The organism is Laribacter hongkongensis DSM 14985 (assembly GCF_000423285.1).
In the GTDB taxonomy this organism is placed as follows: domain Bacteria; phylum Pseudomonadota; class Gammaproteobacteria; order Burkholderiales; family Aquaspirillaceae; genus Laribacter; species Laribacter hongkongensis.
In genome coordinates this window covers 257,825-283,658 of record NZ_AUHR01000003.1, presented here as the reverse complement: position 1 = coordinate 283,658, position 25,834 = coordinate 257,825, and the positions used below count along the sequence as shown (strand labels likewise).

At 59.3% G+C, this 25,834-nt stretch carries 35 protein-coding genes; 14 read left to right on the top strand and 21 right to left on the bottom strand.

Annotation, left to right across the window (positions count from 1 at the left end; all coding sequences use genetic code 11):
- Positions 1-45 precede the first annotated feature (45 nt).
- Genes G542_RS0104480 through G542_RS0104460 form a run of 5 tightly spaced genes read right to left on the bottom strand, consistent with a single transcriptional unit; the run spans position 46 to position 4,882 of the window.
- Complete coding sequence (locus G542_RS0104480; RefSeq protein ID WP_027823494.1) at positions 46-645, bottom strand: phage baseplate assembly protein V; 600 nt, start codon at positions 643-645, stop codon at positions 46-48.
- Positions 638-2,179 carry a phage portal protein gene (locus G542_RS0104475; protein ID WP_027823493.1) on the bottom strand — a complete coding sequence of 514 codons (1,542 nt, stop codon included), beginning with the start codon at positions 2,177-2,179 and terminating at the stop codon, positions 638-640. Before G542_RS0104475 ends, G542_RS0104480 begins: the two co-directional genes overlap by 8 nt.
- Positions 2,180-2,190: 11 nt before the next feature.
- Positions 2,191-2,421 (bottom strand): gpW family head-tail joining protein, encoded by a 231-nt coding sequence (gene gpW / locus G542_RS0104470; RefSeq protein WP_027823492.1) that lies wholly within the window; start codon positions 2,419-2,421, stop codon positions 2,191-2,193.
- 3 nt (positions 2,422-2,424) lie between these two features.
- Positions 2,425-4,344: a phage terminase large subunit family protein gene (locus tag G542_RS15910; RefSeq protein WP_244878677.1), complete on the bottom strand. Its 1,920-nt coding sequence runs from the start codon at positions 4,342-4,344 to the stop codon at positions 2,425-2,427.
- Between the two features lie 22 nt (positions 4,345-4,366).
- The gene (locus G542_RS0104460) at positions 4,367-4,882 is read right to left on the bottom strand and encodes a terminase small subunit (RefSeq protein WP_027823491.1); all 516 of its coding nucleotides are present in this window, start codon (positions 4,880-4,882) and stop codon (positions 4,367-4,369) included.
- Between the two features lie 43 nt (positions 4,883-4,925).
- Between G542_RS0104460 and G542_RS0104455 the strand changes: the two genes are divergently transcribed.
- The gene (locus G542_RS0104455; protein ID WP_155826606.1) at positions 4,926-5,240 is read left to right on the top strand and encodes a hypothetical protein; all 315 of its coding nucleotides are present in this window, start codon (positions 4,926-4,928) and stop codon (positions 5,238-5,240) included.
- 97 nt (positions 5,241-5,337) lie between these two features.
- Here the strand turns inward: G542_RS0104455 and G542_RS0104450 are convergent, their stop codons facing one another.
- The 8 genes from G542_RS0104450 to G542_RS17370 all read right to left on the bottom strand — a co-directional run bounded on the left by G542_RS0104450 (position 5,338) and on the right by G542_RS17370 (position 11,172).
- Positions 5,338-6,072, bottom strand: a complete 735-nt coding sequence (locus tag G542_RS0104450; RefSeq protein WP_027823489.1) for a hypothetical protein — start codon at positions 6,070-6,072, stop codon at positions 5,338-5,340.
- A 90-nt stretch (positions 6,073-6,162) separates the two neighbouring features.
- Positions 6,163-6,588, bottom strand: coding sequence for a hypothetical protein (locus tag G542_RS0104445; RefSeq protein WP_155826605.1), 426 nt, complete (start codon positions 6,586-6,588; stop codon positions 6,163-6,165).
- A gap of 196 nt (positions 6,589-6,784) precedes the next feature.
- Positions 6,785-7,156: a hypothetical protein gene (locus G542_RS0104440; RefSeq protein ID WP_027823487.1), complete on the bottom strand. Its 372-nt coding sequence runs from the start codon at positions 7,154-7,156 to the stop codon at positions 6,785-6,787.
- 299 nt (positions 7,157-7,455) lie between these two features.
- The gene (locus G542_RS15905; RefSeq protein WP_155826604.1) at positions 7,456-9,141 is read right to left on the bottom strand and encodes a primase-helicase family protein; all 1,686 of its coding nucleotides are present in this window, start codon (positions 9,139-9,141) and stop codon (positions 7,456-7,458) included.
- On the bottom strand, positions 9,134-9,568 hold the full coding sequence (locus G542_RS17375; RefSeq protein WP_027823486.1) for a BRO-N domain-containing protein: 435 nt from the start codon (positions 9,566-9,568) through the stop codon (positions 9,134-9,136). The genes G542_RS15905 and G542_RS17375 overlap by 8 nt, the downstream gene beginning before the upstream one ends.
- The gene (locus tag G542_RS19610) at positions 9,490-9,756 is read right to left on the bottom strand and encodes a BRO-N domain-containing protein (protein ID WP_373279776.1); all 267 of its coding nucleotides are present in this window, start codon (positions 9,754-9,756) and stop codon (positions 9,490-9,492) included. The genes G542_RS17375 and G542_RS19610 overlap by 79 nt, the downstream gene beginning before the upstream one ends.
- 310 nt (positions 9,757-10,066) lie before the next feature.
- The gene (locus tag G542_RS0104425) at positions 10,067-10,573 is read right to left on the bottom strand and encodes a hypothetical protein (protein ID WP_027823485.1); all 507 of its coding nucleotides are present in this window, start codon (positions 10,571-10,573) and stop codon (positions 10,067-10,069) included.
- Positions 10,573-11,172 carry a BRO-N domain-containing protein gene (locus G542_RS17370; protein WP_051189900.1) on the bottom strand — a complete coding sequence of 200 codons (600 nt, stop codon included), beginning with the start codon at positions 11,170-11,172 and terminating at the stop codon, positions 10,573-10,575. The genes G542_RS0104425 and G542_RS17370 overlap by 1 nt, the downstream gene beginning before the upstream one ends.
- Positions 11,173-11,708: 536 nt before the next feature.
- On the opposite strand from G542_RS17370, the gene G542_RS18405 reads away from it, so the two are divergent.
- On the top strand, positions 11,709-11,933 hold the full coding sequence (locus G542_RS18405; protein WP_155826603.1) for a hypothetical protein: 225 nt from the start codon (positions 11,709-11,711) through the stop codon (positions 11,931-11,933).
- Positions 11,899-12,405 carry a DUF2335 domain-containing protein gene (locus tag G542_RS17860; protein ID WP_081666733.1) on the top strand — a complete coding sequence of 169 codons (507 nt, stop codon included), beginning with the start codon at positions 11,899-11,901 and terminating at the stop codon, positions 12,403-12,405. Before G542_RS18405 ends, G542_RS17860 begins: the two co-directional genes overlap by 35 nt.
- Positions 12,406-12,415: 10 nt before the next feature.
- Here G542_RS17860 and G542_RS0104405 read toward each other — a convergent pair whose 3' ends face one another.
- The 5 genes from G542_RS0104405 to G542_RS15885 form a co-directional block, all read right to left on the bottom strand.
- Positions 12,416-12,616 (bottom strand): hypothetical protein, encoded by a 201-nt coding sequence (locus G542_RS0104405; RefSeq protein WP_027823483.1) that lies wholly within the window; start codon positions 12,614-12,616, stop codon positions 12,416-12,418.
- Positions 12,617-12,627: 11 nt separating this feature from the next.
- Complete coding sequence (locus G542_RS0104400) at positions 12,628-12,807, bottom strand: hypothetical protein (RefSeq protein WP_027823482.1); 180 nt, start codon at positions 12,805-12,807, stop codon at positions 12,628-12,630.
- Complete coding sequence (locus G542_RS0104395) at positions 12,800-13,309, bottom strand: DUF7696 family protein (protein ID WP_155826602.1); 510 nt, start codon at positions 13,307-13,309, stop codon at positions 12,800-12,802. The genes G542_RS0104400 and G542_RS0104395 overlap by 8 nt, the downstream gene beginning before the upstream one ends.
- Positions 13,310-13,311: 2 nt before the next feature.
- The gene (locus G542_RS0104390; RefSeq protein WP_027823480.1) at positions 13,312-13,746 is read right to left on the bottom strand and encodes a phage regulatory CII family protein; all 435 of its coding nucleotides are present in this window, start codon (positions 13,744-13,746) and stop codon (positions 13,312-13,314) included.
- A gap of 106 nt (positions 13,747-13,852) precedes the next feature.
- A complete protein-coding gene (locus G542_RS15885; RefSeq protein ID WP_034984986.1) occupies positions 13,853-14,065 on the bottom strand; it encodes a helix-turn-helix domain-containing protein in 213 nt (70 codons plus the stop codon).
- A 54-nt stretch (positions 14,066-14,119) separates the two neighbouring features.
- Here G542_RS15885 and G542_RS15880 point away from each other — a divergent pair, with 54 nt between their 5' ends.
- The gene (locus tag G542_RS15880) at positions 14,120-14,506 is read left to right on the top strand and encodes a helix-turn-helix domain-containing protein (protein WP_034984984.1); all 387 of its coding nucleotides are present in this window, start codon (positions 14,120-14,122) and stop codon (positions 14,504-14,506) included.
- 291 nt (positions 14,507-14,797) lie between these two features.
- Here the strand turns inward: G542_RS15880 and G542_RS0104375 are convergent, their stop codons facing one another.
- Positions 14,798-15,136, bottom strand: a complete 339-nt coding sequence (locus G542_RS0104375; RefSeq protein WP_027823479.1) for a helix-turn-helix domain-containing protein — start codon at positions 15,134-15,136, stop codon at positions 14,798-14,800.
- Between the two features lie 193 nt (positions 15,137-15,329).
- Between G542_RS0104375 and G542_RS0104370 the strand changes: the two genes are divergently transcribed.
- From G542_RS0104370 to G542_RS0104360, 3 genes are all read left to right on the top strand, one after another.
- A complete protein-coding gene (locus G542_RS0104370) occupies positions 15,330-15,668 on the top strand; it encodes a hypothetical protein (protein WP_027823478.1) in 339 nt (112 codons plus the stop codon).
- 99 nt (positions 15,669-15,767) lie between these two features.
- Positions 15,768-15,896 carry a hypothetical protein gene (locus G542_RS19440; RefSeq protein ID WP_012697148.1) on the top strand — a complete coding sequence of 43 codons (129 nt, stop codon included), beginning with the start codon at positions 15,768-15,770 and terminating at the stop codon, positions 15,894-15,896.
- A gap of 70 nt (positions 15,897-15,966) precedes the next feature.
- Complete coding sequence (locus G542_RS0104360) at positions 15,967-16,329, top strand: hypothetical protein (protein WP_155826601.1); 363 nt, start codon at positions 15,967-15,969, stop codon at positions 16,327-16,329.
- A 162-nt stretch (positions 16,330-16,491) separates the two neighbouring features.
- On the opposite strand, the gene G542_RS18400 is transcribed toward G542_RS0104360, so the two are convergent.
- Positions 16,492-16,857 carry a hypothetical protein gene (locus G542_RS18400; RefSeq protein WP_155826600.1) on the bottom strand — a complete coding sequence of 122 codons (366 nt, stop codon included), beginning with the start codon at positions 16,855-16,857 and terminating at the stop codon, positions 16,492-16,494.
- Positions 16,858-16,978: 121 nt separating this feature from the next.
- Positions 16,979-18,007, bottom strand: a complete 1,029-nt coding sequence (locus G542_RS0104355) for a site-specific integrase (protein ID WP_244878680.1) — start codon at positions 18,005-18,007, stop codon at positions 16,979-16,981.
- 534 nt (positions 18,008-18,541) lie between these two features.
- On the opposite strand from G542_RS0104355, the gene dusA reads away from it, so the two are divergent.
- From dusA to G542_RS0104320, 7 genes are all read left to right on the top strand, one after another.
- Entirely contained in the window at positions 18,542-19,561 is a 1,020-nt protein-coding gene (gene dusA, locus G542_RS0104350) for a tRNA dihydrouridine(20/20a) synthase DusA (protein ID WP_081666732.1), read from the top strand.
- A gap of 109 nt (positions 19,562-19,670) precedes the next feature.
- Positions 19,671-20,735: an ABC transporter substrate-binding protein gene (locus G542_RS0104345; protein ID WP_027823474.1), complete on the top strand. Its 1,065-nt coding sequence runs from the start codon at positions 19,671-19,673 to the stop codon at positions 20,733-20,735.
- Between the two features lie 320 nt (positions 20,736-21,055).
- Positions 21,056-22,627, top strand: coding sequence for a glycine betaine uptake BCCT transporter (locus G542_RS0104340; protein ID WP_308417717.1), 1,572 nt, complete (start codon positions 21,056-21,058; stop codon positions 22,625-22,627).
- A 107-nt stretch (positions 22,628-22,734) separates the two neighbouring features.
- A complete protein-coding gene (trxA, locus tag G542_RS0104335) occupies positions 22,735-23,064 on the top strand; it encodes a thioredoxin TrxA (protein WP_012697161.1) in 330 nt (109 codons plus the stop codon).
- 112 nt (positions 23,065-23,176) lie between these two features.
- Positions 23,177-24,433, top strand: coding sequence for a transcription termination factor Rho (gene rho / locus G542_RS0104330; RefSeq protein ID WP_012697162.1), 1,257 nt, complete (start codon positions 23,177-23,179; stop codon positions 24,431-24,433).
- A gap of 112 nt (positions 24,434-24,545) precedes the next feature.
- The gene (locus G542_RS0104325) at positions 24,546-25,181 is read left to right on the top strand and encodes a trimeric intracellular cation channel family protein (RefSeq protein ID WP_081433609.1); all 636 of its coding nucleotides are present in this window, start codon (positions 24,546-24,548) and stop codon (positions 25,179-25,181) included.
- 13 nt (positions 25,182-25,194) lie between these two features.
- On the top strand, positions 25,195-25,797 hold the full coding sequence (locus tag G542_RS0104320; protein WP_027823471.1) for a CoA pyrophosphatase: 603 nt from the start codon (positions 25,195-25,197) through the stop codon (positions 25,795-25,797).
- Positions 25,798-25,834: the final 37 nt, after the last annotated feature.

Below are 25,834 nucleotides of genomic sequence, written 5' to 3'. Positions count from 1 at the left end.
TCCCATAAAAAAGGCCGCCCGGAGGCGGCCAGCGTGAAAACGGAATCAGTGAGGCGGGCCGACGTCGGCACCGTCGCCCTGTTCAGTGTGCGTGTGCGTATGCAGCGTGACGCCGTTGGAGGTGAGGTCGCCCACTTCGTGCTGGATCGATCCGCTGATCTTGGTGCCGGCACTGCCGCCAGATCCGGCCATGCCGGACTGGTAGGTGAACAGACCTTGCACGGTCAGCTTGCCGGTGCAGGTGGTGTCGGCTACGTCCAGCAGCAGGCTCGGCCCCTTGATGACGGCATCGCCGGTCAGGGTGATTTCGAGCCGCCCGGTCTCCGGGTCGAACGAAAACACGCTGCCATCGCGCATGTTCCAGTGCCACAGCGCCGGGTTGTCGGTTCCAGGCGCGTCGGCGTCACTGGGGATTTCTCCCAGCACAAAGCCGTTTTCGGCGTGTTCGTCGCACACGCAGGCGACCTGCGCGCCAATATCGGGCGGGTGGCTGCCCTTGTCCTTGTGGTAGCGTGCGCCGACTACCGGCCACGGGGCGGATTCCATGCCGTCCAGATCATCAAACCGGACGACCACATGCCCGGCACCGGCATGACGGGCGACAATGCCGCTCTTGATCAGCGCAGCCTGCGATTTGTCAGTCATCCCCTTCGTCCTCTTTGGCTTTTTCAGACGGTACAGCGTCGTCCGGAGCGGGTGTCGTCGAGGTCAGCCCGAGTTCGTGCGCCTTGGCCTGCTCACGCGCCCGCTGTTCCATGACTTCCTCCCAGTCCAGCCCCTGTTCGGCACATTCGGCTTGCAGGGTGCTGATGCCTGTTTCCATGCGGATTTTGGCGGCCTGCGCCTCTTTGACCGGGTCAACCCAGCCCCGGCCTGGACCGATCCAGCTGGCCCGACACCAGGCTGCTCGTTGCTCGTAAAAGCTCGGCGCTTCGATCAGCCCGGCATCAATGGCTTCCTCAAGCCACAGCTCGTAAACCGGCTGCGCCCAATACCATGAGAGCTTTTCCCGGCGGCTGCGGAAAGTGCGCCACGCTTCCAGCAGGGCCGCGCGGGCGCTGCTGTAGTTGGTCTTGCTGAAATCCTTTAGCAGCAGCTCATACGGCAGGCCGATGCTGGCCGCGATATGCCGCATGACCGCCACGGTGAAGGCTTCAAACTGGGCCGCCGGTCGGGCCGGCTGGAAAGGAGCCAGCCGTTCGCCAGGGTTCAGCGGCACGACCATGCCGCTTTTGAGCTGTGGGCGGCGCTGGGTGCGGAGGCGGTAAAATTCCTTTCCGGCATTTTCCGGCCCGCCCAGCATGTCCACCAGCGCGTCGCTGTCCATCTGCGTTTCGATGAAGGCGGCCACGATGGCATTGATCACCGCTGCGTCCAGCTCGGCGCCGGCATAGCGGTCCAGCATCTTGAACTGCTGGATTGAAGACGACCAGATCGGTTTTCCGCGCGACTGCCCGGTGCGCTCCTTTTCGTGGACATGCAGCACACGGCGGCGACCCCATGGTGTGCGGGCCGGGATGCGCTCCCACTTCCCGGGCGATCCACCGGCCAGCAGCACATCACCCGGGTGAGTGGTGCGTATCCAGTAACCTGCCGCCGCACCGTAGCGGTCAAACTCGATGCCACCGCGCATGGAGGCGGTATCCGGCGCCAGATTCGGGTTGCACAGGCGGTCGGATTCCACCAGCTGGATGGCCGTGCGGAAACGCTCTCCGGGGCGGGTCAGCCACAGGGGGATGGCGATGGCATCGCCGTTGAGGATCTGGCTGCGAAAAATCAGCTCGGTCAGCCCGGCGAAATTGAGTTCGCGGGCGGCGTCGCAGGCGGTGCTGCTGGCCCACTCGCGCCACAGCGATTCGGTCTTGCGCTGCCATTCCATTGCCCAGTCGGCCGATTTTCCGAGCGCGCGCCAGTCCGGCATGGCTGCCAGCCGCAGACCGACCCCAACCACGTTGTCGACCAAGGTCTGGATGCCAGCGGCAGCGATTCCATTATTGCGGGTCAGGTCGCGGCTGCGCGATGTCAGCAGGCCAAGGTCAGGCAACAAGTCCGCATCGGCCGAGGCCGCCATCGGCACCCAGCTGGCCAGCTGCGCGCTACTGGTCGAGGCCCCCTGGTGCGAGGTGGCACCGATGGCCTGGGAGCCGGAATTTCCCTTGGGCTTGATGCGTTTTTTCATGATGCATTCCGTCAGAAAAACGGCCGGATGGCCCGGCGCGGACTGGCCGCACCGGTTGCCTTGGCGATATCTGCCTTCAGGCTGCTGATGTAGCGGTCCAGCGCCGTGATTTCGGTTCGGGTGTAGGTAATATCCGCGCCACCGGGCGAACTGATCCGCTCGCGCAGGCTGCCGGTCAGCAGCTTATGCCGGGCCGCCTCGGCTTCGGCGAGCCGGGTGCGGAGGGTGTTGAGGTCAGTCATGGGTTACTCCAGAAAACTCGACACGACGGGCTCGTACTCGTCATCCGGGCTGTCGTTGATTGCAGGTTTGGCCGGAGCGGGCGCCGTCATGGCGGGTGGGTCGGCAAACAGACCGTCCTGCCGCAGATCCGCTTCCAGCTGCGCCCATTGCGCCTCGGTGCGGGTGTGCAGCTTCAGTGAGCGGGCGGCGTGCAGGTTGTAGTTTTCACAGTCCAGTACTTCATTACGGACGCCGGCCAGGCGCTGCCAGACCAGTTCGTTGACGGCGTATTGACCCGAGCTTTGCCGCTTGGGCACCTTGCGCTCGGACAGCAGCTGCTCGCAGTAGTCCTGCCTTACGTGGCGGGTAAAGTGCATGCGCCCCGGCCCGAATCCGGTCAGTGTGATGCGGCCTTCGGCACCGATCAGCAGGTCTTTTGCCTTGCTGACCCCGACTTCGTAGACACGCAGGCCATACTTGCTCGACTTGGTATTGCGGTAGTCGGTATCAATCGGCGCCTTGGGCTTGGCAAAGATTTCCGCAATGGGCGAGCGGGCGCCACGCACGGCCATGACGCGCACGCCTTCGCGGTAGCGTTGCTTGCGTACCCAGCTGTAGACCGCATCCGAGGTTGTGCCGTCGCCGGCATCAATGCTGACGGCGCTGACCTGCATGTAAAAACCGTCCGCGTGGCGGATGGGCGAAAACAGCAGGGCGTCGAGCTTGTCCCAGACCGTAGTGCGCGGGGTGCCGTCGGCATCGTGGGGCGCCAGATCGAGCGGGTTGCCGTCGATTTCTGTCCACTGCACCAGCCAGGATTCTTCACCACGCCCCCATGCCCGCATGACCACGGCCAGCCGGTTGTGCTGCACGTCCACCCCGGCGGTAATGACCAGACCGCCACGCGGCACAGTCATCGGCGGGTAATCCAGTCCGCGTTCGCGCAGGTCGTCCGGTGACGACTGGCGGAACTTGAATTCCCAGCTCAGGCCGAGCGTGGCGTTGTGAAACACGATCATTTCGCCTGGATCACCCGCTTTGAGCTTCTGGTGGGCCTGCACGAACTTGCCGACCAGCTCGGACATCCGGCTGTTATGCATCAGCGAGTAAAGTTCGTTGAGAGCCAGACCGAGAATGCCGCGAAATTCGGCATGGGCGACAGGTTTTCCCTTGCGGATGGCAGCGTTTTTCTGGTCGTTTGTCCAGAGGCTGCCACAGTGCGCGCAGCAGTAGCGGGCCGTTTCCGGCTGATGCCGTCCGTAGAGCGGGTCGGTTTCGCTATCGGCCTTGCTCCAGCGCACCTGATCCCACACCAGCACCTGAAATTCGTCGCAGTCCGGGCAGGGGACATGCCAGTAATGCTGGCTGCTGCGCTCAAACTCGGTATCAATGGCGGAAATGCCCTTGATGGACGGGGTGCCACCGATCAGCAGCTTGGCATCACGGTAGCTTTTCCCTCGTTCTTCCAGCAGGGTGATGGCATTGCCTTGGCCGCGCAGGTTCAGGTTGCAGTCATCGGGTTCTTCGATGACCAGATTGCGGGCACTGGTGGATTTCACATCCGCGATTGAATTGCTGCCGACAAACTTGATGAAGCCGCCGACAAAGTTCTTGAACAGCTGCTTGTTGTCCTTGTTGCGTCGCCCTGTCGGGATGATGGCCGCCAGCTCGGGCGTGCCTTCCACCATCGGCTCGAATTTTTCCAGGTTGAAGTTCTGCGCCGCTGCCGCCTTCGGGAACATCACGATAGTGGTGCCCTTGCGGATGTGGATCAGCCAGCCCAGCAGGTTCAGGATGACAGCCTGCGTCCAGCCTACCTGTGCGGATTTCTTGCAGACGCCTCGCGTCACATCCCGGCGTTGCAGCTCGGTCAGGAACCAGCGGAAATAGGGGTTCAGCCCAAAAGAAAAACGGCCTACAAAGGCCGATTCTTTCGTGCTCATGCGCCGGAATTTCTCGGCCCACTCAGCCGGCGTCATCCTCGGCGGGGGCTTCATCACCCGGCGCAGCAGGCTCAGTAGCAAGCGTTGCGCTGAATTCATAGTTCCCCAGTTGCTCTCTCAGTTCGACCAGCATGTCCTCAAGCACGGCATGGATGGCATCCGGCGAAACCGCCTCGCTGATCACGGTCGTGTATTTGTCGGGTAGGGCGGCCATAAGTGAAACGGCATCGGCCACGAACTGCCCAAGAGCCGGCTCGATTTCATCGATAGCCACCAGGCGGCGCAGCTCTTTGGCGATTTCGATTTCCACCTGGTCGCCGCGCAGACGGTCGAGCCGGTCTTTCGCGCTTTCCTTGCTGGCTCCGTTCGCCACCCGCGCGCCATACCACTTGATGACGGCGGCAGTGTCGTACTGGTTTGCCGAGCCGCGCCCGGTATGCGTCACAACGGGCATGCCTTCACGCTGCCATTCGGTCAGCGTCCGCTCTGATATTCCAAGTATTAATGAAAGCTCACGCTTGTTGACTATTTTGCTCATTAAAAATAGCCTCACATACTTTAATGTCACGATGGGGATATATATGAACGAATTTACAGACTTGGTTAGAAAATGGATGTCAGATGTTTCTGGGCTTGCAATGGTATCAACTTTTGGCTTTTACATTGCATATAAAAAGAATCTTGAATGGTTTACATTTATAGTCGTTATGACAATTCTTCTTTTTTCGACCTTGATAGTTGTTGGACAGCTTAATGAATTGAAAGATTTTAAAATGAAACACGAATCTATAAAAATCCATCAAAGATTGGTGTTTTTTGGAATAGTAGTCATATATCTTCTTATGCTTACCCAAATTGGTTTCGCCGTCATGACTTTGCAACAAATCACCGGTTAACCAAATAAAGGAAGGAAGTCCCTAGCAGACCCGTAACTAGAAAAAAGTCGAGGCTAGAATTACCCGCAAGCGGCGAAGCCCGGGAAGGACCCGCTTTCTACCTTGCCGTAGCCAGTGCCTCGGCAATCGCACGCTCCAGCTGTGTAGAGAACCGGGCGCGGTAGATGTTTTCGGCGATCTTCTCGAACGGGAAGACCGCCCGATACTGCGGCGCCGAGTCATGCAGCCACATCAGCGGCTTCAGCCCTGTGCCATGACCAAGCGCCACACGCTGCCAGATACCCGGCCCCATCCCGTCAGGGTTACCCGCAAAGATGTCGAAGTTCCGGGCCTTGCGCTGGCTGCGCTTTCCCTTCGTCCGGTTGGCCATGTAGCCCTGCTCGCCCATCGCCTTCATGCCAGACAGCATCTTGACGATGAAACCGCGATTCACGTTCCCGAACCCGTCTTTCGGCGCATCGGCCGGCGTCATGAAGTTTCCCAGACCCAGCCGGCTGATCAGCTTCTCGCTGCGCTTCTGGTGACGCTCGCCACCATCAATCTCCGCCCTCAGCCACCGGCTCGCGGGGGCAGACTTATACGGCTCATCCTTGATGTTCACCAGAGCCGTCAGGTTTGAGCGCGTCGCCCCCCGCACATAAATCGAATTCAGCGTGTAAGGGGTAGGGCGATCAAAGCGCCCCTGCATCACCTGCCTGCCCCCCGTCCGGATCAGCTGAGCCGTGCAGGTCAGCGCCACCGCCGTTGCATAGTTCGCCTGCTTTGGCGTCTGGCTTGCCAGATCAAGCAACTGCTGGCGGACCCTGTCCGCACCGGATAGCTCTAATCTCATGGCAAAAACCTCAAAGAAAAAGCCCGGACTGAGAAGCCGGGCTTGATCTGGACGCAATTCGGGTAGCTGTATATCGCCATTTTTGTCAAATTACGCAGGCATGTCAAGCGCAATCCCGATGGGGAACAGCTTGTTGCACAGCGGCTCCAGTTCACCCTCTGCCGCCGCACACCAGCCATCCAGCACCCCGGCCACATTTGCGTGCCACCACTGCCGGGCAGACTCATGGCTGATGCCCACCAGATCGCCAAACTCCCGGCAGTTGCGCCGCGCACCCTTCGGTACCGGCAGCCGGGCCTCGCGTTCAAGCCACCACCACACCCCGTACTCCACCCCGAACAGCACCCAGTCAGGGCGAGGATGGACAATCCGGCTTTCCACCAGTTGCTCCAGCCGTTTTGCCCAGCGATGGATGTCATGCACGCCACCAAGGGCCAGACACCTCACCGGCTCCCGCCACGACGGCGGCAGAGCCATGAAAGGGCGGATCAGCCGCATCGCCGTATCGTAGTCCACCGCCGCATCAGCCCGGCCCGCACCCCCCGGCCGGCGCGGCTCAAACCCGGTCGCCCGAACCCCGCCCGTCTGCACCACTTCCCAAGACCGCAACAGCAGCGGGTAAATCCGACTGTTTCGCATATCACCTCATCCAAAGCGATATGCCCTGCAACACTCCTCCGGCAGATCATTGCCCGCCGTTTTTTTGTACCAATTACCCAGCTACCTGCTCATGACCATCAGAAAAAACAACCACCGAAAAATGTTGAGCCGCAATTTCTCGCAGCTCCATTGTCATGGTCATTTTTTCTGCATGGCGTTCCGTCAAGGCTGAATCCATGCATCCATAAGTCGAAAGGGTAATAAAAACCGAACCAGTCTTGGAATCAAACTCAACCTTTTCGACCAATTGTTCCAAGCCATTGATTGCCAATTCGCTGGCGAACCAGAGCATTTTAACCAACTCACACGACTTCCCATAGCGGCTTGACACCTCAATTCCAAAAGCCACAAGCACACATGGGCTGACCTGCTGGCATTTATCTTCAAACCAGTTTTTTTGTGCCACTTCATTAGCCTGATTCATGTTTTTTCCATCCTGTTACGTTAAAAACAAACCTGTTAAACAGATGTTAAACACCTGTGAAGCTCTAAATTACTGAAAAAAAACGATTTGTTATGCTCGTTAAGCAATTTGCACCATTTGCATGCGAGAGCCATCAACACGATGGGGTAGAGCGGGGAAGGCCAAACATTCACACACACATGCGCGGGTGCGCGAGGCTGCATAACATGCTTCACAAACCCGCATGGATACTGGCTTTCCACCCATCACAAACGCTTCACACAAGTGAAGCACGAGCATCACAAACCCGGTTTTCACGCTCAGACCTCCCCATCCCTGCGCACAGGCTGGTCGCGGTATGCCTCCCATGACTCCACATCCCACCCAGCCTCGCGCGCAGCGATCTCAAAAGCCTTGATTGACTGCCCGACCCACTCCTGCCGGGACACCCCCGCAGGCGGCCCCTGATCCTTTGGCGTAAAGGCCGTAGACTGCCCTCTGGCCGTGCCACGACACCAATGCTCCGGCCGTCGTCGCATCTTGGCAGACACCATCTCACTGAAAATCCGCTTCGCCATAGGCGAGGTCTTGCCACCGTCACGGACGCACCACTGGTGATAAAGCCCGTATAACTGCCACACCAACACCGGCCCGTAAGGCACGCCAAGCTCGCCAGACTCCCAGCCGATAAAGAAAGCCTCCCACGCACTCAGCCCCATGCGGATCAAGCGCCTGCGCGCCTCCGTGTCCAGCGGCTTCGTGTTCTCGCGGAACGGAACCAGCTCTCCCGTCGCCTGGCTCGGTATCGCCAGCGGTATCGACAGCAAGAACGCATAAAACGCCTCAACCCCGCCGTTGTGCAGCTCAGCATCCACCGCATCCTGCATCGCCTCGGACAGCACCTGTTCCGGCCAGATCACCGCCGTGCGCCGGTCATGCTTCTCCACATGCGTCGGCATATAGAGGTTCGACAGCATCACCAGGTTGGCAAAGTTCTGTTCCTCCCAGGCATCGACAAACTTCTTTTCCAGCACCTGAGTCTTGCCCGTCACGATGTGCTTGATCTTGCCGGACTGCGAATACTTCTCCCGGTTGTTCACGATCTCCTCGCCCAGCAAAAACAGCTTGCGCGAGCGCCAACCCGAAAAATTCCCGTCCAGCTGATCCTGACCTACCGTCGTCGCATAGAGGCCGTAAATCGGCTTCATCACCCCCTCAAAGAACATGCTCTTGCCCGAGCCCTGCACATCCGAGTGCATCAGCACAAACGTATGCATCTTTGCCCCGACACGCTGCAAAGGCAGGGCCAGCCAGCACATCAGCCACATCCAGTCCATCGGATCGTCATTGCACAGCGACAGCGTCAGATTGATGATCTGCCGGCACTTCGGAAACGCCTCCGCCAGATCCAGCGGCACCGTCGCCTCCGGCAAACCTTCCGGAAAATCAGGCGTCATCGGCAGCCCCTTGAACATATTGATGTAGCTCTCCGGGCACACCTGCTGCGTCGGGTCGAACACCAGCCTGTTTTTCAGCACACTGCGGCGGGCAGGGCTGTTCTGCCACAGCTTGAACATCTCCCCCAGGTGCAGACGCACCGCCCCGGCCGGCACCACCTCATCCAGCTCGCTGTCCCAGATGCTCTCAGTGCCCTCTATCAGCACATAGCGTTCCAGCGCCGAGGTATAGCCAGCGTCAGCCTGCCACTTGCGCTCATCCAGCTGCGCCTTCGCCTTTTTCACATCCTCGGCCGTCGCCACCCGGCGCTGTGGCGACTTCGCCCACTCGCCGGCCACATCCTTGCCCACCAGCAGCTCAAACGCCGGTTTCTTGATCGTCATGCCCTGCTGCGTATCGAAAACCTGCGTCGTCCCGTGGATCAGCACAAAGCGGTTTACCGCCTTCACCACATCAATCGGGTCAGACTCCAGCGCCTTGCCGATCAGGTTTTCCTCGATCACCGCATCAAAAGCCGCCAGTTGCGGATCAATCGTCATGTCATTCATGACCCGCCCCCGTTTGCTTGTACAGGGCTTTTGGCAGCACCTTGTTCAGCTTGAACATGCCTTCGCACACATCCAGCGCCGCATCGCGGATACGCCGGGCCTCGGCCATGTCGATCAGCTCCCAGCCTTCGGGGATTTCCTTCAGCGACAGCAGGCCGTTCATGTCGTACTGGGCGATAAAGCGCTTGCGGGTCAGGTCAAACCGGGCTTTCAGATCCGCGCTGATGCTTTTCGGGGCGGGGGAGGGGGCAGGGGCGGCATAGCTGCCGGTCTTGCGGATGGCGGGCAGGACTTCGGCCGTCACCCATTTCTTGAAGCGTTTGGCTTCCGGCTTGCGGCTCTTGAGGATCAGGGAGTACAGGCCGGACTCGTTGACGATGGTGACCTCGCGGTCTTGCGAGACGCCGTTTTCAGACCTGACGCGCACAATGTGCGCCCCCCCCTCTCGTCGTCGTCCAGCATGCGTGCCGCGTCGCGGCCACGGCTGAATTCGAGCGCCTCGGTGACGTCGTTGAGGACGAACCAAGCTTCGCCATCACGGTTGATGGTGCGGACGGAGTGAGCTTCAAACGAGAAAACGGCAGGCGCGGACGCACCTTGGGCGGTGTTATGCATGATCTTGCTCCTGTACAGCGGCTGTGTTTTCCGCTTCCCCGCTTCCAAACGGGTGGGGCGGAACCGTGCGGGTTGGAAGACCGGGTACAGGACCGGCAGGGCTTGCGCCCTCCCGCACGGCTCGCCCCATAGAGGGCGCGACCATGCAACGGACACAAAAATACCGCTCTCGCGGCGGTGTCCGCCTGTACAACCGGGCTTCCAAACCCGCATCGCGCTATTGAACGCGACGGTCGGAGAATAGCCCGGAGTAGCGGAACGATCAACGGCTTTGTGCAGGAATACCGCCAGTTGCGGATCAGTCGCCATATCAGTCATGGCCCACCTCCGCACTCAAGCGCTCCAGCAAGGCCCGGCGCTGCGGAGACTCAACACCCGCCCAGATACCCTCACCAAGCAAAGCCATCACCTCGCGGACAGCCGCCAGGCGCTCGGCAAAACAGCCCACCTCGATCGGCTGCCCCTCGACGATCAGCTCGCTACCGGACGACACACTCATCACCCGGTCAATCTCGCCGCCGCCATCATGCAGCCACAGCGAATTGATCCGCGCCGACATCAGCGCCGCTGCTACCTGCTCAATCCGGCCATCCATCTCGGAATCCGCCGCCAGCAGCACGTCCAGACCCGCAACAAAATCCCAGTTGGCCACCGACAGGTCAAAGTCATCCAGCACCACCACCCGCGCCATGTCCGGGCGAGAAAACAGGCCATCGCCTGCCTTCCAGCTCCCGACTCCGATCACCAGCAGCCAAAGCACATCGCGGCGCATCCTGCGGTCGAACACCGCATTGCCATAAGCAGGGCGCTTTTTCATCACACGCCCCCGTTTTGCTTGTACAGAGTCTTGGGCAGTACCCGGTTCATATTGAACATGCTCTCGCACACATCCAGCGCCGCATCGCGGATACGCCGGGCCTCAGCCATGTCTATCAGCTCCCAGCCCTCGGGGATTTCCTTCAGCGACAGCATGCCATTCATGTCGTACTGGGCGATAAAGCGCTTGCGGGTCAGGTCAAACCGGGCTTTCAGATCCGCACTGATGCTTTTCGGGGCGGGAGAGGGGGCGGGAGCGGCATAGCTGCCGGTCTTGCGGATGGCGGGCAGGACTTCGGCCGTCACCCATTTCTTGAAGCGTTTGGCTTCCGGTTTGCGGCTCTTGAGGATGGCCGAGTAGAGGCCGGATTCGCTGATAGTCGCAACATCTTGGGGTCCGCCAAGGGTGTCCACAATGTGGACACCCTTTTCGTCATCATCAAGGTGACGAAGCATGTGCGGGGTATGGGAATACTCCAGAGCCGTAGCAACGTCAGTTGCAACAAACCAGACCTCACCATCACGGTTGATGGCACGAACAGCATGGGTATCGAACGAGAAAACGGCAGGCGCGGACGCACCTTGGGCATTGATGGTCATGGCTGAACTCCAACTAAGCGGATTGTGTTTTCCGCCACCCGCGTCCAAACGGGTGGGGCGGAACCGTGCGGGTTGGACGACCGGTAGTTGGCACCGGCAGGTGCTCGCGCACCTCCCGCACGGCCCGCCCCATTGAGGGTGCAGCCATGCACGGACACAAAAAAACCGCGAAGCGCGGCGTATCCGCCAACATACACGGGCGTCCAAACCCGTATCGCGCTATTGAACGCGACTGCATTGGACTCTACGACACATGCGCGGCGGGGGTCAAGGTGGGGAAGGGTAAACGCAGAACAGAACCTGCGGATCGACCGCAAGCGGAAGATATCGGCTGCGGACGCCGAAAAGACAAAAACACCATGTATCAGCAGACAGGACTGACATGCCGAGTATTGCAATAAATATTGCTTATAGTTCAGTATACTAGATTCTGAAACCACCAAAAAAACGACAAGTCGTTGTTTTTCAATGAAATTGCCTGCGTTCAGGTCTTGTTCGCACACCAGGTGGAAAGCATCAAAAGTGGAGAACGTGACATGACAACCAAGACGATTGACAGCATGTTGAGCCGTATTGCGAGGATATCCCGTACATTCGTCTTTTCGCCGCAAACAAACTACACCACAGCCACGTCGCACAGCACGGCTGAACTTCTGGCCAAAGCCAGCCAGATGACAACCCGGCAGATGCGGATGGCCGTCAAGAGTTTTGAGACAAAACATCCAGATGTCGCCAGAAAAATCAAACAGCACACACGCTGAACCCTCCGCCCCGAAAGGGGCGGAAGTCATTTCCGCCCACGAAGAGCAGCCATTGACAGGCCATGTCGAGCGGGATTCTCCGTCAAAATACAGACGACCGGCGCATGAGATTCGCAGAGAGTTCCACGCCGGCCCGCTGCCTGCGCCTCGCACACTCGAACAATACGAGTCGCTGTATCCGGGAGCCACGAAGCTGATTTTTGAAGAGTTTTCCAGTAACGGAAAACACATTCGCAATGCTGAAATGGCAGAGCTTGAAGGCCGCATATCGCGGGACAAGCGCGGGCAATGGATGGCGTTTCTGTCCGTCTTGGTAATGGCTTTCCTGGCTGCGTATCTGGCGGTAAACGGACGCGAATGGGTTGCAACCGTACTGGCAGGTGCCACGCTGGTTGGTGTTGCCCATGCTTTCCTGACCGGTAAGAAAGCATCCACAACAGCAGAGCAAAAGTCGGAGCAGGAACCAGAATAAGCGGACAGCATCAGCAAAGGGCTTTCGAGTCGTTGACGCGCAGCAGCAGACGGCCGTCATCGGTGCGGCGGGTGGTGATTGCGCCGGATTTTTCGAGATTCTTGAGCTTCGTTTCCACCTGCGACCGGCTGCATTGCTCCCCGGTACTGCGGAACAGGGCGGTGCCGAACCAGTTGATGAAGTGGTTTCTGCTGCCGAAAGAAATTTCCATGTCTTGCCTCGCTATCTGCTCATTGCACGCCGGGTCAGTTCCCGGATTCGCAGCCGCTTGATCCAGCGCTCGGTATTCGGCTGCCGGGCCTTTTTCTGCTCGATCTCTGCCTGTCTGGCCCGGCGCCGCTGCTCGGCGGCTTCGCGCCCGGCGACAATCTCGAACGTGGGGTCGCGGTAGCTGTCAGGCATTTCGCGCCCTCTCCAGCTCGGCCGGGCGCATCCAGCCTGCGCGGTCTTTCCACTGTTGGCGTACAGCGGTTTCCAGCTCTTTGCGGGCCGCGTCGCCACGTTTTGCAGCCACGCCGTCCAGATAGCCGTGGTGGCTTCTGGTCAGCCGCAGCCGGCAGACGTAGCGGGCTTCGTGCATCAGCCGGGCAGGCTCGTCGTACTCCAGTCCGCGCGGGTCAGGCGGCAGGCCGCCACGGGGGTCGAATTCCGGGCAGCCGGCACCGGATTCGCGGCGCTGGATGTTGCACACCAGGTCAAAGACGCCGGTCTTGCCTGGTGCAGGTACGCGGCGCGAGTTTTTGCAGGCAAGGCATCCCATTTCGGGGCTCCGGGTGTCGTGAAGAATGCGGCTCAGCTCGGCCAGCACGGACCGGCGCTCAGCGGCGGGGTCTTTGGCGATCGGCAGATGCCGGATGCGCCGGCGCAGCGCACGCCAGTCGTGGCGGCTGGTGATGTCGCCCATGGTCATTCCGCCATGCTTTCAAGCCGCAGCAGCATCGTTGCCATAGCGGCCTGGGTACGGTAGACCGCCTGACGGATACGCTCGACTTCTGCCGCATCGATCCGGCAGTCTTCCAGCGCGGCCGATACCTCGGTACCGACATCGCCGTGCCCGGCCCATATTTTTGCGACCAGCTCCAGCAGGGCGGCATCGCTGGCTTCGCCGTCCGGCGATTCGATGAACATGCCGCCATGACGGGCCGCCAGCGCGTGCAGGATACGCAGGTCGCCCGTCGCCCCCATGATGCGGTCGGCCTCGTCCAGGCTCAGCCGGTGCGAGCAGTTCGGGTTGACCTTGTTCGACAGGACTTTTGCACCAACGCCAACGCGCGTGGCCAGTGCCTCGGCCCCGCCGGGGTAGTCATGAATGGTGCGCCAGGCTGCATCAGCAGGAGTCATGTGCGTATCCCCACCACGGTTACATATTTTTTTGCCGGTAGCTGGGCTACCGTTGCGAAAGAAAAGGAGCGGGGAGAACCTCGCCAAAAGCCGCGCGAGCAGGGCTTTAATCGCGCGGGCTGGAGAAATCGTCTGGAATCATGAAGACCGTCACGGGCAACCCGGTGTAGCTGGCGAGCCGTCTGGCGACCTTGCGACCAGACTGAAGGCCGCGATACGCCTTCGAGCAGGCGGCTGTACTGATGCCAACCTCCCTTGCAATTTCCCGTTGAGTTTTCCCCGATCGGATCACCCACTGGCTGAATGTGATCTTTTCCATGCCGCCATTATGTTTACGTTTCGTTAACTTTTCAACGGCAGGATTGAGGATGAAATGGGTACAGAAGAAAAATCCAGGACGTTTATCGCAAACGTTTTGCGTCCCACAATTCAGGGCATGGACGAAATCAAACAGACATGGCAGGACCGCGCCAGACGACGCATGCGTGAGCTTGACTTGACCCAGCGAGAGCTGGCCAAGCGCTGCGGGGTGTCAACGGCGGCAATGAGCCATTACATGAATGGCAGGCGAGAGCCGACGCTGTCACAGCTACAGCTCATTGCCGATGAGCTGGCTCTTGATCCTGCATTCATGGTTTTTGGCTACCTTGACCGAGACAAGGTGGTAAGGATCGCCAGGAAAATAGCCGACATGACCGAGGAGGATCTCAAGTTTGCGATGTCGGTACTTGAGCGAACGCTAAATACCAAAATTGACTAGACGAGCGAAAACCGTTGATTACAAAGAGATCAACGGTTTTTTTATTTTCATGCCCAACATCGATCCAGGGATATTCCCTGATGGCAGCAGATGAATAAGGGCATATAGGCTGACCAATTCCTTTTAATGAAAAATGGGAGAAGTTTGGTGTCAGCCAAAGGTATTGCGCCGCGCAAAAAGTCATTGCAGCGCGTCACGAAGCTGCTTTCTGTTTGTGAAAATCGCCATGATCTGGCAATGACATTGCTGCTTGTCAGGTGTGAACTGCTCAGGAGGGCAGCGCCGCACACGTCAGTCAACATCACAGCCCCCAGGGATCAAAGCGCCCCAGTCCTCAAACATCGCCAAGAGAAGCTTTCGCCTTCTGACCGGTAGGGCCTCAAAAGCCTGAGCCACCATGACCGCTTCAGCCGACCCGACTGAGATGCGGTCCATCTCTCCTGTTTCCAGCCATCCGGCTGGCACGCCAAGCGCCACGGCCAATCGTGCCATGTGCGTGCGCGATGGCATCGCCCCTTTCTTCCACGCAAAGACCGTCTGATCAGGCGCGCCAACGGCAGCAGCGAGCGCAGCGTAGCTGATACGCCGAGCCTGCTTGGCCTGAACGAGTCGTGTCGCAAAGGTATTCATTGCACAAATCCTGAGGGTGCAGAACGGATGCCGCCATCAAGCCCGCCTGATGAAATCCGGCATATTCATCAAGTTCAGGCTGGTGGTTATTGGCGACGTTTTGGATTCATTGTTGCACTAAAGTTTACGAAACGTATTGCTTTTAATGTTCACGTTTCGTATATTTTGCTCACACAAGCAACCGGAGCAAAACATGGACTCTCGCAAATACTGGGCGATCAACATCTCCGGCGATGTCGCCGTTGCCGCAGTTGTCATCGCCGCCGTGGCCGGGCACGCCTGGGCACTGGCTGCCGTCATCGCCTGGGCATGGATCAACGCAGCGGCAAGCATCGCCACCAGCATCCTTGCCCGCCACGCACTGCAAACAGAACGGCCAGCCGGATTTTCGGCCTACCAGCTCGCTACCGAGATGGCGCTGGTATCGGCCCTCATCCTGCTCGATTCCCCCCTGACGGCTGCCGCGTGTTTCGTCGGCTACGTCGCCACCGAAGCCGCCGGCCTGCTGGCCGACGAAACCGCCAACGCCTGACCCGTACGGCCCGCAAGGGCCGGCACCGGCCAGCCGCTTGAATCAGGCGGCTTTCCAGTGACCCGCAAAACGCGAAGCAGTAACCAGAGGAGAAGCAGCATGGCATTCGAAGCAACGCGCCTCACCGACGAGGCAATCCGAGAACTCCGCGCCCAGGGCTGGACGATCAAGGCTCCGGTTTTCAAGAACCGCAAGCCGGTGTTCCTGATCGTCAAACCGCTGAATTAGCCGTTTGCAGACTGTTTGCAAACAGCTTGCAAACAAGTTGCAAACCGTCTGCAAACACATCGCAAACCGTATGCAAACCAACCCGATCACCCAGCTGGCCGCACCCAGCCGCCCCAAGACCGCCAGCGAGCGCGTGCGGGAGCTGTTGCCAGACATCGAGGCCGCCATAAATCGCGGCGTGCCACACAAAACCATCCTCGCCGCCCTCGCGGCAGACGGCTTCGAGATGTCGAGCGACGTGTTCCGCACCGTGCTGAGCCGGGCCAGGGCCGCCGCCAGAAAAGGCAAGCCACCCGACAAGGAGCAGTGCCATCAAATCCAAACCCAAAGGCCGGGGCAGGCAGCACCGGCCCGGCAAACGGAACCAAAAATCCAGCCAGCCAGCGACACGTTCGACTGGCAAGCCATCCGCGACAGCAAACCCAATTGGTAAGGAGAACCCAACCGTGAATCAGAACCAGACACACATCGTCTTGCAGGGGAAGGGCGGCGTCGGCAAGAGCTTTATTGCCTCGCTGATCGCCCAAACCCTCCAGGGCATGGACGCCAACCTGCTCGGCATCGACACCGACCCCGTCAACCAGACGCTTGCCCGCTACCGCGCCCTGCCGGTGCGCACCCTCGAAATTCTCAACGCCGACCGCCAGATAGACAGCCGCCAGTTCGACCAGATGATCGAATGGATGCTGACCCACGCCGGCCCGGTCGTCGTCGACAACGGCGCCACCAGTTTTGTGCCCGTAACCGGATACCTCGCCGAAACCGGGGCGCTGGACGTGCTGACCGACAGCGGAAAACAGGTGGTGCTGCATACCGTGCTGGTGGGCGGGCAGGCCATGGACGACACCATCGCCGGATTCCAGGCGCTGCTACAGAGCAGCAATGCGCCGGTCGTCGTGTGGGAAAACGAATTCTTCAGGCCTGTCGAGCGCGATGGCCGTCGATTCAGCGAGTCCGCCATGTTTTCCGAAAACCGCCATCGCATCGCCGGCATCGTCACCCTGCGCCGCCGCAACCTCGACACCTTTGGCCGTGACCTGACCGCCATGACCAGCGCCGGCCTGACGTTTTCCGAGGCGCTATCAAGCCCGGACTTCGGCGCGATGCCAAAACACCGCCTCAAGCAAATCTGGGCCGACATCGCCGGACAGGTTGCTGCCGTCTGGCCTCGCCCCGACCCGACCAGTCGCCAGCCCGTGCCGCAGCCGGTTGGCGACAATTCTTTCCGGCAGCCACACGCGATCGCTGCCGGTGCAATACACCCACCACAGTTCTCCGACGTCGGTAAACGCGACGACCGCACCTTCCTGACCGAAGTCTCCGGCCAGCAGGATGCACGACTCGGCCAGGTCTTCCGGCTCCAGCTCGAATGCCCGAAGCACATCGACAGCGTTCGACCAGCCGCCCATATAGACCCCGCCAGATACCGAAACGGTCAGCGCGGAAGAACGGGGCGCAGGGGCCGGCGCGGCAATCTTGTCATGCAGGGACTCAGGGCGAAGCTGGGTATAGCGCCGCAGGTTGTTCCAGCTCTTGTTGCCGGAAACCATGGCCACCTCCTGGATTTTCAGTCCCTGCTCGAACAGGCGCGAAACACCGTGGTGGCGCAGGTCGTGAAAGCGCAGGTCAACAATCCCCAGTGCGGCGCATGTGCGCTCAAAAGCCGCACTGACCGATTCCATTTTGTACGGAAAAATCAGTTCGTCCGTACGCGGCTGCCGCTGCACGATGTCCCACGCCTCGCCCAGCAGGGGTATCCACTGGTCGTTTGTGTACTTGTTTGACGGGTCTTTGCGCTCGCGGATCAAGACACAGCGCCGCTTTTCATCGATGTCATCCCAACGGATACGCCCGATTTCCCCCAGCCGCATGCAGCTGGCAATGGCGAACTTGATGATGTCGACGTGCGGTATCTGGGCGTTTGAACGCGACTGCCGGGCAGCCAGCCCGGCATAAATCTGCTCGAGTTCCTCATCAGCAGGCCGCCGGTCACGTTGACGGCTCTTGCTGACAAGTGTCTGGGCGCGCAAGACGGGCAGGGCATCATCGACAGGCTGGGTCGAGACCGGCAGGGACCAGATACGCTTTGCGTAGTCGAGTACGGTCCGCATGGCGGAGACGTCCTGGAAGACGGTTACCGGGCCTGTTCCTGCATCACGCCGGATCTTGCAGTGCTCGACCAGGTCCTGGGCGGACAGCTCGGATATGGGGCGCTCTGAAATCGAGGACCTGAGCAGCAGATCAAGCACGTACCGTTTCGAGCGGCCGATCTTGTCTGATCCGGAGAGCTCATCCCGGTACCGTACCAGCAGGTCGCCAAAGGTCATTTTCCCGAGCGCATGCCTGGTGATGAAGTCCGGGGATGCGGCCTCGACTTCCGTGCGTCTGGCCCAGTCACGAGCCAAGGACTCTTTCGGGAATGAGCGCGTCGCGGAGAAAACCACCCGGCCAGCTTGCTTGACCCGGACTGTCGCCTGATACGACAATTCTCCGTTCTTTTTCCGGTACTTAGATATGGTTGCCATAGGCCGGTGCAGAAAAGTCAGAAAAAGCGGTGCAGAACAGCCCGCATTCTGCACCGTTTTCTGCACTGACACCATGAAAACGCCGTAAAATACGATCAAACGAAGGATAAACAGGCATCAATGACAAACGCTCAAACCCTCATGGATAAAGGAACCCAGCAGAATTGCAGGGGTAGGCGCGTTTGCGTAGCACCGATGCTCGACTGGACAGACAGGCACTACCGTTACTTCGCCAGGTTGCTGTCCCGGCACACATGGCTGTACACCGAAATGGTAACGACCGGGGCGTTGATCCATGGGGATGTGCCTCGTCATTTGACGTTCCACGAGGCGGAGCACCCGATTGCGTTGCAACTGGGTGGATCGGAGCCGGCAGAGCTGGCCCAGTGCGCCAGGCTTGCGGAATACTGGGGCTATGACGAGGTCAATCTGAACGTGGGCTGTCCGAGCGAGCGGGTACAAAAAGGTGCTTTTGGTGCCTGCCTGATGAAAGAACCCGGTCTTGTAGCCGATTGTGTCCGGGCGATGCGCGATGTGACAGCGCTGCCTGTCACGGTCAAGCACCGTATTGGCGTTGATGATGTCGAGGCCTTCGGTTTTGTTTCCGACTTTGTCGGAGAGGTAGCTGCTGCCGGATGTTCGACCTTTATCGTCCATGCACGCAATGCCATCCTGAAAGGGCTTTCACCCAAGGAAAACCGGGAAATCCCTCCGCTCAAGTACGACTATGCCTGGCGCCTCAAGACAGAATTCCCTGACCTGGAAATCCTGGTCAACGGCGGCATCCGCACACTGGATGAAGCAGCCGAACAGCTTGGCCATGTTGATGGCGTCATGATCGGCCGCGAGGCTTACCATAATCCTTACCTGCTGGCTGGTGTGGATGTCCGGTTCTATGGTGATGAACACCCTGTTCCCACCCGTACCGAAGTCATTGAGCGGCTGATCCCGTATGTGGATGCGCATCTGGCTGCCGGCGGGAAGGTACGTGACATTGCCCGGCATGTGCTGGGACTGGTCAACGGAGTACCGGGAGCCCGTCGCTTCCGGCAAATGCTGTCTGATTCACGGTTGCTCAAGGACGCTGACAGCCATCTGTTTCTGACCGCGCTGACTGATCTCGGCGACGACTTCCCGTAATTTCCGGTTTTTGTCCGCCCGCAGGCTTGCCGCCTGCGGGCGTTTTTGCGCACGCATTCTGTGCGCGTCATTGATGGCATGTGTGTGCCGAGCTCCGGAGGAGTATGAATTGAACAAACTGGCCTGGGTCCTGACGCTGATGTCCGCAACCGTATTTGCGGGTCCTAACGACGTTCTGCACCTGTATAACTGGAGCGGTTCACTGTCGAATGAAACCATCCGTGCGTTTGAAAAACAGTGCGACTGCAAGGTTGTGCAGGACTTCTATGGTGACAACGAGGAGATGCTGGCCAAGCTGGCCAGTGGCGCACGTGGCTACGACATGGTGTTTCCGTCAAGCTTTGTAGTGCAGTCCATGGCCCGCCAAAAGCTGCTGAAGCCGCTTGATCACAGCAAGCTGGCCAACCTCAAGAACGTCAACCCGGCCTATTTGAACCAGTCCTATGATCCGGGCAACCGTTATACCGTCCCGACCGTACTGAGCCTGACCTCGGTGGGTTACAACGAAACCGAGCTGAGAAAACGTGGCATTGATCCGTCCAGCTGGGCCGTGATTTTTGATCCTGCCGTGCTGGCCAGGATCAAGGGCAAGGTTACAGTGCTCGACAGTTCGCGCGAAGTGTTCGCTGCGGCCCTGATGTACCTGGGACTGGACCCGAACACGAGCCGGCCCGAGGACTACCGGAAAGCAGCCGAAGTCATCAGGAAAGCCAAGCCTTACTGGGCCACTTTTTCCAATGCGAGCTATCTGAAAGAACTGGCCGTCGGCAATATCTGGGCGTCGCTGGGCTATTCGACCGAATTTTTCCAGGCAGCGGAGGATGCCAAGGCTGCCAAACGCAAGTTCACAGTCGGCTATTCGGCGCAAAAGGAAGGCAACGAGCTGGGGGTCGATACCATGGCAATCCTGCGATCTGCCAAACGGCCGGATCTTGCGCACCAGTTCATCAACTTCATGCTGGATGGCAAGAATGCGGCCGAACTGACCAACCTGAACGGCGCCACCAATCCGGTGGCCGCAGCACAGCCCTTCATCCGGGCCGACCTGAAGGGAAATTCAGTCCTGAATCCTTCTCCGGAGCAAGTGCAAAAATGGGTGATCCTGCGTGAACTGAACCCCAAGGAACGGCGCATGGTGGCCAAGCTCTGGACGGAGATCAAGGTCGGTCGTTGATCTTCATTTTGTTCCGCAATTTGCAGCCCCCTTTCCGTAACCGGGAAGAGGGTTTTGTTTACAATCCGTTACGGATGTTGCTACGATAAATACATAGCTTTCTTCAATCAATACCCGGTCGATGGTTGTTTGCCCGGGGTGTCATCCAGCGCGTTGCGCTATCAATCGGCGGTCCTGATCCGCCTGCCCCGAGAGGGGCCTGGCATTCCACATGCGGGAATGCCAGGGTTGTCCGGGCAGCTTAAGCCGCCGGCAACCTGTTCGCGCGGCTTGCATGAGCCGTTCTTCCGTTCTGCCTGTTGCACCCGTGGCTCTGTCTGATGACAGGGCAGGCCACCGGCTGTACTCGAGAGAAGGAGATTTACATGGTCTTACGATTATCCTGCTTGGCAACACTATTCATCGTTGCCCTGGGAGCCCTGCTGCCCAGCGGCTTTGCCGAAGTGTCGGGCGCACTGCTGTCATTCGTGATTGCCAAATTTGGCTGGTTTTTCCTGCTGACCGTGTTTGGCCTGGTGTTGTTCGGTCTGTTTCTGGCATTCAGCGATTACGGCCACATCAAGCTGGGGCAGGAAGATGATGAACCGGAATTTTCCCGCTCCACCTGGTTTTCGATGCTGTTTTCTGCCGGCATGGGTATCGGACTGGTGTTCTGGGGTGTTGCCGAGCCAGTCATGCACTATGCCTCGCCGCCTCCTGGCGTTACGGCACTGACGCCAGATGCCGCCAATGCGGCCATGCGCTACACCTTTTTCCACTGGGGCATTCACCCGTGGGCGGTGTATGGCGTCGTGGCGCTGGCGCTGGCGTATTTCAAATTCAACCGGCAGCGTCCCGGACTGATCAGTGCAGTGTTTGAACCGTTGCTGGGCGAAGCCCGAACGCGCGGCCCGATCGGAAAAATCATCGACATCCTGGCGATTCTGGCGACCGTATTCGGGGTGGCAACGTCACTGGGTTTTGGAGCGCTGCAAATCGGAGGGGGCTTCAAGCATGTGTTCGGTATCGACAACACCTTTGCCTTGCAGGTCAGCATCATTGCCGTAGCGACGGTCCTGTACCTGCTCTCGTCAATGACCGGCATCGAGCGTGGCATCAAGTGGCTGTCCAATTTCAACGTGCTGCTGGCCGGATTGCTGATGCTGGCGGTTTTGCTGATGGGACCGACGCTGTTCCTAGTCGATACCCTGACGGCCACACTGGGCAGTTACCTTCACAATCTGGTCAACATGAGCCTGCGATTGACGCCGTTCCGTGAAGGTACATGGGTGGCAGACTGGACGCTGTTTTACTGGGCATGGTGGGTGACTTGGGCTCCGTTTGTCGGGATGTTCATTGCCCGCATTTCCCGGGGGCGCACGATCCGCGAATTCATCATCGGAGTGATGCTGGTGCCGTCACTGATGAGCTTTGCCTGGTTTGCCGTCTTTGGCGGTACAGCGCTACACGCCGAAATATTCGGCCAGTTTCCCATCGTGGCTGCCGTACAGGCTGACGTGGCCGATGCATTGTTCAAGCTGCTGGAGCTGCTGCCGGGCGGGGCATTGCTGGCAGGCCTGGCCTTGCTTCTGATTGTCAGCTTTTTTGTCACATCGGCAGATTCGGCGACTTTCGTGCTGGGCATGATGTCGAGCAACGGCAGCCTGCGTCCGACAATCCGCGTACGCCTGTTCTGGGGAGTGATGCAGGCTGCCATTGCCGTGGTCCTGCTGATGAGCGGAGGCCTGAAAGGGCTCCAGAGTGCCGCCATCGTGGCCGCCCTGCCGTTTGCCGTGATCATGGTGCTGATGAGCATATCGCTGTACCGGGCCCTGGCGCAGGAATTGCGCTCAGTACATCAGCGTGAGGCTGCCCGGCACAGGATGCTGGAGTTGATGCAACAGCGCCGTTAATGACAACGGGAAAGCCGGGGCGCGGATTTGTTGCTGCGCTCCGGTACGCTTGTTACTATCAAATATTGCGCGAGTCGCATGTTTCATGCCCAACACGGAGAATACGAATGAGCAGCGAATTGATCGTCCATGTCACCGATGCGTCGTTTGAAGAAGAAGTACTCAAGGCCCAGGGCCCGGTGCTGGTCGACTATTGGGCTGAGTGGTGTGGTCCTTGCAAGATGATTGCCCCGATCCTTGACGAAGTTGCCCGCGAATACGATGGCAAGCTGAAAGTGGCCAAGCTCAACATCGACCAGAACGAAGCCACCCCGCCGAAATTCGGCATTCGCGGCATTCCGACCCTGATGATTTTCAAGGACGGCAACGTCGTCGCCACCAAGGTCGGCGCTCTGGCCAAGAGCCAGCTGGCTGCTTTCATTGACAGCAACATCTGAGCTGACTAAGCTTCCGGCAAGTTTTCTTCTCGGGCGGCTTTCTCGCCGCCCGGATTCTTGTCACATCTCCCTCGACGAGTTCCTTGGCGCCTGACGCGCACACTATCCATCTATGCATCTTTCCGATCTCAAACACCTGCACGTTTCCAAACTGGTCGAAATGGCCGCTGAAAACGACATTGAAGGTGCCAACCGTCTGCGCAAGCAGGATCTCATTTTCGCCCTGCTCAAGGGGCAGGCCAAAAAAGGCGAAAGCATTTTTGGCGATGGCACACTGGAAGTCCTGCCGGACGGTTTTGGCTTCCTGCGCAGCCCCGACACCAGCTATCTGGCCGGTCCTGACGACATCTATGTCAGCCCCAGCCAGATCCGGCGCTTCAACCTCCACACAGGCGACAGCATTGAAGGCGAAATCCGCACCCCGAAAGAAGGGGAGCGCTATTTCGCCCTGGTCAAGGTTGACCGCATCAATAGCGAGTTGCCGGAAAAATCCAAGAACAAGATCCTGTTCGAAAACCTGACTCCGCTGCATCCGACCGAACGGCTGACACTGGAGCGGGACATTCGCGCAGAGGAAAACATCACCGGTCGCATCATCGACATGATCGCGCCGATCGGCAAAGGACAGCGTGGCTTGCTGGTCGCACCGCCCAAGTCCGGCAAGACGGTCATGCTGCAGAACATTGCCCATGCCATCACGGCCAACCATCCGGATGTCGTGCTGATCGTCCTGCTGATTGACGAGCGTCCGGAAGAAGTGACCGAAATGACCCGCACCGTGCGGGGGGAAGTAGTGGCATCGACGTTTGACGAGCCTGCCACCCGCCACGTACAGGTCGCCGAAATGGTGATCGAAAAAGCCAAGCGCCTTGTCGAGCACAAAAAGGACGTGGTGATCCTGCTGGACTCCATCACCCGTCTGGCCCGTGCCTACAACACCGTAGTGCCGTCATCCGGCAAGGTGCTGACCGGTGGTGTTGATGCCAATGCCCTGCAACGCCCCAAGCGTTTCTTCGGTGCTGCCCGCAATATCGAAGAAGGTGGCAGCCTGACCATCATTGCCTCGGCCCTCATCGACACCGGCAGCCGCATGGACGATGTGATCTACGAAGAATTCAAGGGTACCGGCAACTCGGAAATCCATCTGGACCGCCGCATGGCCGAAAAACGGATTTTCCCGGCCATCAACATTAACCGCTCCGGCACGCGTCGTGAAGAACTGCTGATCCCGCAAGAACAGCTGCAACGCATGTGGGTGCTGCGCAAGCTGCTGTATCCGATGGACGACCTCGAAGCGATGGATTTCCTGCTCGACAAGATCAAGAGCACCAAGTCCAACCAGCAGTTCTTCGACTCGATGCGTCGCTGATTACTGCGGTTTACATCAGGTTTTTGCCATCAACGCCATGCTTTTGCATGGCGTTCTGCTTGATAATTCCGGCATTCAATACTGATTGCCAACGTATCTTGAGGCATACCGGATGCAGCAAGGTTTCGGGCAGGTGGTGGACATGGACAGTTTTTCCTTGGTTGGCACAATGGCCTTTGCCTTTTCCGGCTATCTGGTCGGTGCCCGCAAACAGCTGGACCTGCTTGGGCTGGTCATTCTGTCCTTGCTGACAGCAGTTGGTGGCGGCATGGTCCGGGACGCCCTGATCGGAGATCCGCCCAGGGTGTTTTTTGACAATACCGCTCCGCTTGTAGCCTTGGGAACGCTGACTGTTGCCTGGCTTTTTGGCCTGCACCGCAAGGAAAGCCGCCTGATCAACCGGCTGTTCATCATTTCCGACTCCATCGGACTGGTCGCCTTCAGCCTAGCCGGAGCGCAAATCGGCATCGACATGGGCATGACCCTGTTCGGCGTCGTGACACTGGGTTTTGTCACGGCCATCGGTGGCGGCATCGTGCGCGACGTGCTGGTCAATGACGTACCCTTCATTCTGAGCACGGATTTTTATGGCATCGTGTCGCTCCTGGTCGGAGCCGGCCTCTGGGGTCTGGCCGAACTGGGATGGCACGATGCATGGCTGGTACAGGGCCTGTTTGCCCTGGGATTGCTGATCCGCCTGGTGGCCCACCGCCGCGCCTTGCGTTTGCCCACCGTCAACTCAATCTGAGGAATCCGGAGTAATGCTGCCTTTCCCTCGCAAAGCTGAAGTTGCAGCAGAATGGCTGGCCAGCCGGCTGGCCGAGTTCTCCCGGACCAGCTGCGGCGATGTGTTCGGGCTGGCCACCGGGCAGCAACGCCCCGCTGCGGTGCTGGCAGCACTGCTCTGGCACGCAGAAGTGCCTGCGGTCTTGCTGACCCGTCGCACCGAAGGTTTGCGCGACCATGCCGGTCAGGTCAGCTTTCCCGGAGGCAAGCTAGATCCCGCCGATCCGGGGGCCGTGGCGTGCGCCTTGCGTGAGGCATCTGAAGAAATCGCCCTGCCACCCGGGCGGGTGCTGGTGGCCGGCCAACTGCCTTGCTATTACACCTTGACCGGCTACGCCATTACGCCGGTGGTCGGGATAGTCGAACCGCCGTTTTCCGGTACGCCGCAACCTGGAGAAGTGGCGGAGATCTTCGAGTTGCCGCTGACCCTGGCGCTGGACCCGACCCGGTATGAACGCCACCGGTGGAACAGGGCAGGGCGACAGGGCACCTATCTGTCGCTGGACTGGCAGGGGCACCAGATATGGGGAGCGACAGCGGCCATGCTCAATTTGCTGGCCGAGGCAGTCCATGCCTGAAACCGGCCTGGAAAACCAGTCATATTGAAAGCACCAA